Origin of the sequence: Pseudomonas sp. KCJK9000 (assembly GCF_046230725.1) — a bacterium.
Lineage (GTDB): Bacteria > Pseudomonadota > Gammaproteobacteria > Pseudomonadales > Pseudomonadaceae > Aquipseudomonas > Aquipseudomonas promysalinigenes.
Map to the genome: position 1 here is coordinate 1 of NZ_JBJJLN010000103.1, position 6,051 is coordinate 6,051.

The 6,051-nt window shown below is 51.2% G+C and carries 6 protein-coding genes; 2 read left to right on the plus strand and 4 right to left on the minus strand.

Annotated features, from left to right (window positions below):
- Positions 1–605: 605 nt before the first annotated feature.
- Both ACK59H_RS22490 and ACK59H_RS22495 read right to left on the minus strand, forming a co-directional pair.
- On the minus strand, positions 606–1,301 hold the full coding sequence (locus ACK59H_RS22490) for a LysR family transcriptional regulator (RefSeq protein ID WP_230849742.1): 696 nt from the start codon (positions 1,299–1,301) through the stop codon (positions 606–608).
- A 494-nt stretch (positions 1,302–1,795) separates the two neighbouring features.
- Positions 1,796–2,758, minus strand: coding sequence for a LacI family DNA-binding transcriptional regulator (locus ACK59H_RS22495; protein WP_409264942.1), 963 nt, complete (start codon positions 2,756–2,758; stop codon positions 1,796–1,798).
- A 518-nt stretch (positions 2,759–3,276) separates the two neighbouring features.
- On the opposite strand from ACK59H_RS22495, the gene ACK59H_RS22500 reads away from it, so the two are divergent.
- Positions 3,277–3,642 (plus strand): histone-like nucleoid-structuring protein, MvaT/MvaU family, encoded by a 366-nt coding sequence (locus ACK59H_RS22500; RefSeq protein ID WP_060477709.1) that lies wholly within the window; start codon positions 3,277–3,279, stop codon positions 3,640–3,642.
- Positions 3,643–3,799: 157 nt separating this feature from the next.
- Here ACK59H_RS22500 and ACK59H_RS22505 read toward each other — a convergent pair whose 3' ends face one another.
- Together ACK59H_RS22505 and ACK59H_RS22510 are read right to left on the minus strand one after the other, a co-directional pair.
- Positions 3,800–4,570 (minus strand): hypothetical protein, encoded by a 771-nt coding sequence (locus ACK59H_RS22505; protein ID WP_060477708.1) that lies wholly within the window; start codon positions 4,568–4,570, stop codon positions 3,800–3,802.
- A gap of 20 nt (positions 4,571–4,590) precedes the next feature.
- Positions 4,591–5,124 (minus strand): GNAT family N-acetyltransferase, encoded by a 534-nt coding sequence (locus ACK59H_RS22510; protein ID WP_060477707.1) that lies wholly within the window; start codon positions 5,122–5,124, stop codon positions 4,591–4,593.
- Between the two features lie 185 nt (positions 5,125–5,309).
- Here ACK59H_RS22510 and ACK59H_RS22515 point away from each other — a divergent pair, with 185 nt between their 5' ends.
- The gene (locus ACK59H_RS22515; RefSeq protein WP_060477706.1) at positions 5,310–5,702 is read left to right on the plus strand and encodes a hypothetical protein; all 393 of its coding nucleotides are present in this window, start codon (positions 5,310–5,312) and stop codon (positions 5,700–5,702) included.
- Positions 5,703–6,051 lie beyond the last annotated feature (349 nt).

Here is a 6,051-nt window from a genome sequence, read left to right on the forward strand (position 1 = left end):
CGTCATTTCTAAATTAAAATCCTAAGTCTCGTCCTTAGAGGGGTGACCATGCGTCAAGGAAAATTCTGGCTGTGGGTGGCTATTGGCTTGTTGGCATTCAGTGTGAGCGTGTGGAGTGGCCCTGTGATGTGAGTGCTCCAGAAATCGGCGGGAGAAACATACAAATGATCTCCCGCAAGCGCTACCCAGGAGTGCTTGGCGCAGAAGGCGTTGGCATGAAGACGAATAGACGTGGTGGAGGCACTCGGCTATCTTCGCCCTGACTTCTAAGCCAGCGATCGAGCAATGTTGGCACGCGAATGGGGGGGTAACCTGAGCGTGCTAGGCTACAGACACAGGGACGAGATATCGAAATCTATCAGTGTGTGGTTAGGATGTAACTTGGCTCTGAAGCCATTTAGCTATTGCGCGAGTGTTTGAGGTGATTTTCCGCGTTTTAGGTATTACCAAATAGTAAGATTGCCGAGGTTTTACTGAAAATGAGCCAAGCTTTACTAGCTCGCCACTTTCAATTAAGTGGTCTACCATGCGGCCCCAGCCAAGTGCAACTCCATAACCTTTTACTGACGCGTTTATAACGTCGGTGTAGAGAGTGCAGCGCAGGTTTATCTTAGCTTAATGGCTGCTGAGCCCAATTCGGAGAACCACCCTGACCAAGTCATCCAACCTTCGGATGTGGCATCTGACTCCAATAATCCCGAATTCGCCAGCTCAGCAAGCGTTGTCGGTATTTTATTGCGTGCCAGCCAAGAGGGCGAGCAAACAGGGAAAACCTCCTCCTCAAAAAGAGGAATAGATTCTCCATCTGGCCAGTTTCCATACCCAAAGCGGATATCCAAATCATGGCCAGGTGACTTTAGATCACCTGTGAACATTTGTGTGGCGAGCCGAAGCTGTACGTTGGGTAGGTAGTCTACGAGTCTGTGCAGACGCGGCATGATGCGGAATTGGAAAACCGTGGCAGTAGATGCCAGAACGATCTCCTCCCGTTCATTTTGATCTTTGATTTGATCAAGCCCGCTAGCCAGCTTCTGCAACGACTCTGAAATGATTGCAAACAGCGTCTCGCCAGCTTCCGTCAGGTGGAATTTCCGATGGTTGCGCTCGAACAGCTGTACGCCGATATTCTCTTCCAGGCCACGGATTTGTTTACTCACGGCCGCTTGGGAGACCCCCAGCTCTTCGCCCGCCAGGGTGAAACTATTCAACCGTGCGACCGATTCGAACTGCAGCAACGCCGTCATGGACTGGATGATGCGCCGGTAACCTTTTTGCTTGTCAACAGCTTCTGGGTTTTTCATTGTTATCCACGACGAAATTTTCCTGCCGCGCTACGTGTTAGGTGGCACGCTGCATGCTCTGATGAAACCAGCTTTTTTGGTGCGAGGCTAGCCCAGCGGGTTCAGTTCTTAGCCTGGCACTCTTCAGACGAATCAGGGCGCGATCGCTAGGCTTGTGCAGGCTCGGACTACAACAAGGCTCTTTTCTCTCGTCGCGAACCAGCAAATTAGCGATCCTGTAATGACCAGAAATACGCCTTGCCAGAACTGAGAGCTGAGATCCGCACTCAGCCAGACTGTCGAAAACCTGTCGACAATATAGGTGCGAAACCCACCTGACCCCATGCCTCCAGTTCAAGGGCGGGCAGGTGGCGACAAAAATTTGGAGGGGGTGGCTGTGGATTGTCGAACCAGCAACTGCGCGCTAAGGAGCTGGGATTTAATGGTCGTTCCTTTTTTAAGATTCGCAACCAACGCTTCTGCACTCCGTAGCCCCATCTCTGTTGACGGAATAGCTAAGGTGGTAAGGGGGGATTGAGGTATTCGGAAAATTCCAGGTTGTCGAACCCCACGACCGAAAGATCTTGAGGCACGTTGATCCCCACGCGTTTGCAAGCTGACAGCACCCCAAAAGCAATCACGTCGCTATTGCATACGATGGCAGTAGCCTCTGGGAAATCTAGCTGGGCGCGACGCAAGCTCTGCTCACCGAACGAGATCGTAAATTCTGGCTGGCACTCGTACATCCTGTAGCGACATACCTCGTGAAAATTGGAGAGTGTGTCAATGAAGGCCTGAGTACGTGCCTGCTGTCTGTCGTTGCCTTGCATGGGCCCTGTTAGAAGGCAGAAATTTCGGTGGCCCAGACCGAGCATGTACTCAGCTACCACCTGCGACGATTGATAGTTGTCGAACCCAATGCAAGGGAACGCATGCTCCCTGATGAATGAGTAGGTACACACAACTGGTGTTTGATGAGAGTTGATGTAATCGATGGTGGCCTGATCGCTGATCTGGCCCACCACGAGTAGGCCTTCTACCCCTTGTTCAATCAGTTTTTTTGCGGAGTTGAGGATTGCCGCTGAGTCGAAACCGCACGTCAGAATGCAGACCACATAGCCGTACCTGGCCATCTCTTGCTGAAAGCTATTCATCATTGTGGAATAGATCGAGTGCGTAAGGGTTGGGACGATCGCACCGATTATGTTGGTTTTTCGAAGCCTGAGGGCTTTCGCAGAAGCATTCGGCATGTACCCCAACTCTCCAGCGATTTTCAGGACTTTTTCGCGAACAGCATCGCGGACATGGGCTGGTAGGTTGAAGCTCCGAGACACGGTGGCCACGGAAACTCCTGCCGCCTTTGCGACATCAGTGACATTGACCTTGGTAGTCTGTTTTTTACGGTAGCCATCGAAGGGCCTCGAACAAATATCGGGTGGTCGTTGAAGCTGCCCAGCTACAGTTTGGTGAATGCGAATACGCTGTTGGCTTCTATAGCTTGAATGTTTTGTGGGTCGAGTGGATGGCGGACAGTCGACGTGCGCTAGAGCAGTTTTTCAGTCCGGACGTCGCTCGTGCTCTTGATGCTGTGATAGAGGGTGTATCGATTCACAATTTTGCACGCGCGGACATTTTGCCAAGGGAGGAGGTGGAGAACCTGGTACGGCGAGTGGCCCAGAATGACCATGTACTTCAACGTTGAAGAAGCCCTTAGCACCAAAGCTATCCCTGCTACATCGTTGCATTGAGAGCGAGGGCGGAATTAATTCGGTCAGCGTCCGCCTAACTTATCTTGATTGAGACATATGGACATCCGTTGATGCTGCGATAGCTTTCCAATTGCACTAGCCCTGAGGATAGGTAGCGGTATCTGCACCTGAACCGGAGGCAGCAGGTGGGGAGAGCCCCAGCTATCATTAAAATTCATATTATCTTTGTGAAAATCGTTTAGGATGGAGCATTGTGATTATTCAGCCTTACTAAAGGATATGCATTTATGTCGCGTCTAGCAGAATTCCGTCAACTTGAGCAGAAATTGGCAGCTCAGCTCGCCGAGCTGGAAGCCCTCAAGGGCAGCTCCGAGCTGCAAGCAGAAATTGAATTTGAGACCAAACTGCGCGACCTGCTGGCCAAGTACGGCTTCAGCTTGCGTGACATCATTAATATCCTGGATCCTCAGGCAAACCGTCGGGCTGCTCCGGTCGTTGAGGCGAAAGCCCCACGTCGCGCTCGTCAAGTGAAGAAATACAAGAACCCTCACTCGGGGGAAGTGATTGAAACCAAAGGTGGCAATCACTCCTTGCTGAAGCAGTGGAAAGCCGAATACGGTGGCGATGAAGTCGAGTCCTGGCTCGCTCGCTAACTCAGCTTCGCTGGAAGGGCCGGAGAAGTGATTTATGAGATAGACCCTTCGGCCTACGACGCGGCGATTTGACTCCAATCAATCTCAAACCGCCCCGGGCGTAGCCTCCAAGGCCATCTCTAAATGGATGAGTAGAGGGCCAAGTGTCCTATGCAGGCTATTTGGAGGCCTTGTTGATCGCAGCTGCAAACCAGTCGGGCAGTTCGGCGATTGTGTCGTCAAAGATTTCCGAAGGGATAGAGTTCCAGAATTCGCTAATGGTACTGGAGAGGTCATCCAAATGGCTCTCGTCGACCATGAGGTCGGTATAATCTGTCCAGATCAGCTCAAATGGTATGTCGCCGAAGAGCGGCTTCTTCAGAAACTCGCGATGATTTGTCTTTAGCTGTTCGAAAGCTGCCCCATCACCATGCTTGTATGCGTTAACCACGTAGCGATACGTGCTGAGCTTTTGGATGATGGCTGAATTCTTCTCGATGAGTCCTGTATAGGTCAGAAGCTTGATGATTCTATCAAATGAGGCTGCCCATACTTGGTTTATGGCCTCTTCTGAAAAGCACCACTTTCTGATTTCATCAACCAGCCAGGATCGGAGTTTTTTGTCCCAGGCATGGTACATGGCAGCGATGATGCTCAGCCGGGTTTGATCCCGCATCTCGCTCAGCAATCGATGATACTCAATGCTGTGGTCGTAGGCATTCTCCAGGGCGCTACCTGGGTCAGCAGTGCTCGAAATACAGTAGGCTGCCTGCTTTTCTAGCCAGCGGTCTCCAGCTGCATTGGCCTCGCTATCTATGTTGTCAAACTGGGATAGAAGCTTGATCTTGGCTTGCTCAAGATAGAAGCGATTCTCCTCGATGATCGACTCTCGAAAGGGCTCATACATCTGGAACACCGCGTACCTGGGACTTCTGTTCCTATCAGCCATTTTCCGACTCCTTATCCGACTTACTGCTTAGTCGGAGGCACTGAAAGGGGCAATGCCTGGTTGGGTTGGGTGGTACCCCGGTCTTGGACATCGCACGTAGCGCGCTTGACGTCCTCAATTGACCCTACCCAGTGATTGCCGTTTTCAAATGCGGTGAACCCCATCCGCGCCGCGAAGGCAGAGGCTTTTTCATTGGCACTCTCGATTGCTAAGTACTTGAAGCCAAAGGTCGGTGCCAAGCTTATCAGCAATTCCAGTAGTGCGCGGCCGTGGCCGGCTCTTTCCTGCTTGAACATGATACGGGCGAGTATGAGGCATTCGCGCGGCCAGAAATCTCTTTGTGGTGGGAAGAGGCGGAAATATAGGTCATACCGCAGAGAGTAAGCCGTGAGAGTAACCCTGCGCGTGCTAAGGGTCTGTCGCACGTACTTCCGCTTGTACCCAAAGCGTTCGCTGAGATATTCAGCCAGCACATCCATTAGCTGGGTATTGCATTCAGTTGCGTAGTCGCGCCATACCTCATCGCTTGCTGTGAGGGAGGGAGAAGCTGTCATCGATAGCTCTCAGTTGGGCCGTGAGTTACTGGAAAATGCTCAGCTTAGCAGGTGATTATGAATCGAGTGCTTTTCGTGGTTAGCCACGGCACGGCATGGCGGCCGTTCGAGCAGGCGTCAGATCTTGATGCCTATTCCTCTGCTAGAGTTGATACCTCAATCAGGCATATCAAAGGGAAATTCTCATGGCGGTTGAGGCACTTCGCGCAGCGACACAATACAATGACATGAAGGGGAGCTCAGCAGCTGACAGGGCTGATGGTGTTGGCCCTGAAGACTGGCTTCGTCAAAAAGGACATATGTCCCAGGATGAGTTCTTGGTAGGTACTGAGCTTTATGTCGGCGAGAACCATGGAGCCCACGTGGATCCGGTCGATGTGACATTCCTGATCATAGATGCTTCCAGTCGCGACAACGTCGCAGGCCGAATAAGCGACCTTCCCCTAGGAGAGCCTGTAGACGTCAGGAGGCTTCATGTTGAGATGGGGCTCGTGGATTTCTTTGCTCTGTTCAAGCGCTTCAATGTGACGCTGACTTCGCTCGATGAGATGCAAGGTCGAGACTATCGCTTCACCTGATAAAAAGGGGCGGTTACTGCCTTCTTGGGGTGGCCGGCTTCACCTGGCGATTGTTAATTGATGTGAGGGATATGATGAGGCATGATTGTCAAGGACGGCAACTCGGCGCGGTACGAAATAAGGCTTTGACTAGTTTTTGTCAAAGCCTTTTATTTGTTTGTCACATTCGAAAATAGCGTACCTAATGGGTTGATTAGGAAGCAAGTTGGTTAATAATTAGGTGTGTTGTCCTTCTGGTTGCGCCTCTTTTTCCAGTGTGTGTATTATCATTTGTGTTGCTACAATAAGTGCAAATTGGGATACAAAGGTAAAGCACGCTGAAAGCAATGTAGATTTGATGTCTAGGTCT

What these genes read in the sequence shown, in the direction of transcription:
- ACK59H_RS22490 (WP_230849742.1), bottom strand. Translation starts at nt 1,301, where the DNA reads ATGAAAAACCCAGAAGCTGTTGACAAGCAAAAAGGTTACCGGCGCATC.
- ACK59H_RS22500 (WP_060477709.1), top strand. Translation starts at nt 3,277, where the DNA reads ATGTCGCGTCTAGCAGAATTCCGTCAACTTGAGCAGAAATTGGCAGCT.
- ACK59H_RS22505 (WP_060477708.1), bottom strand. Translation starts at nt 4,570, where the DNA reads ATGGCTGATAGGAACAGAAGTCCCAGGTACGCGGTGTTCCAGATGTAT.
- ACK59H_RS22510 (WP_060477707.1), bottom strand. Translation starts at nt 5,124, where the DNA reads ATGACAGCTTCTCCCTCCCTCACAGCAAGCGATGAGGTATGGCGCGAC.
- ACK59H_RS22515 (WP_060477706.1), top strand. Translation starts at nt 5,310, where the DNA reads ATGGCGGTTGAGGCACTTCGCGCAGCGACACAATACAATGACATGAAG.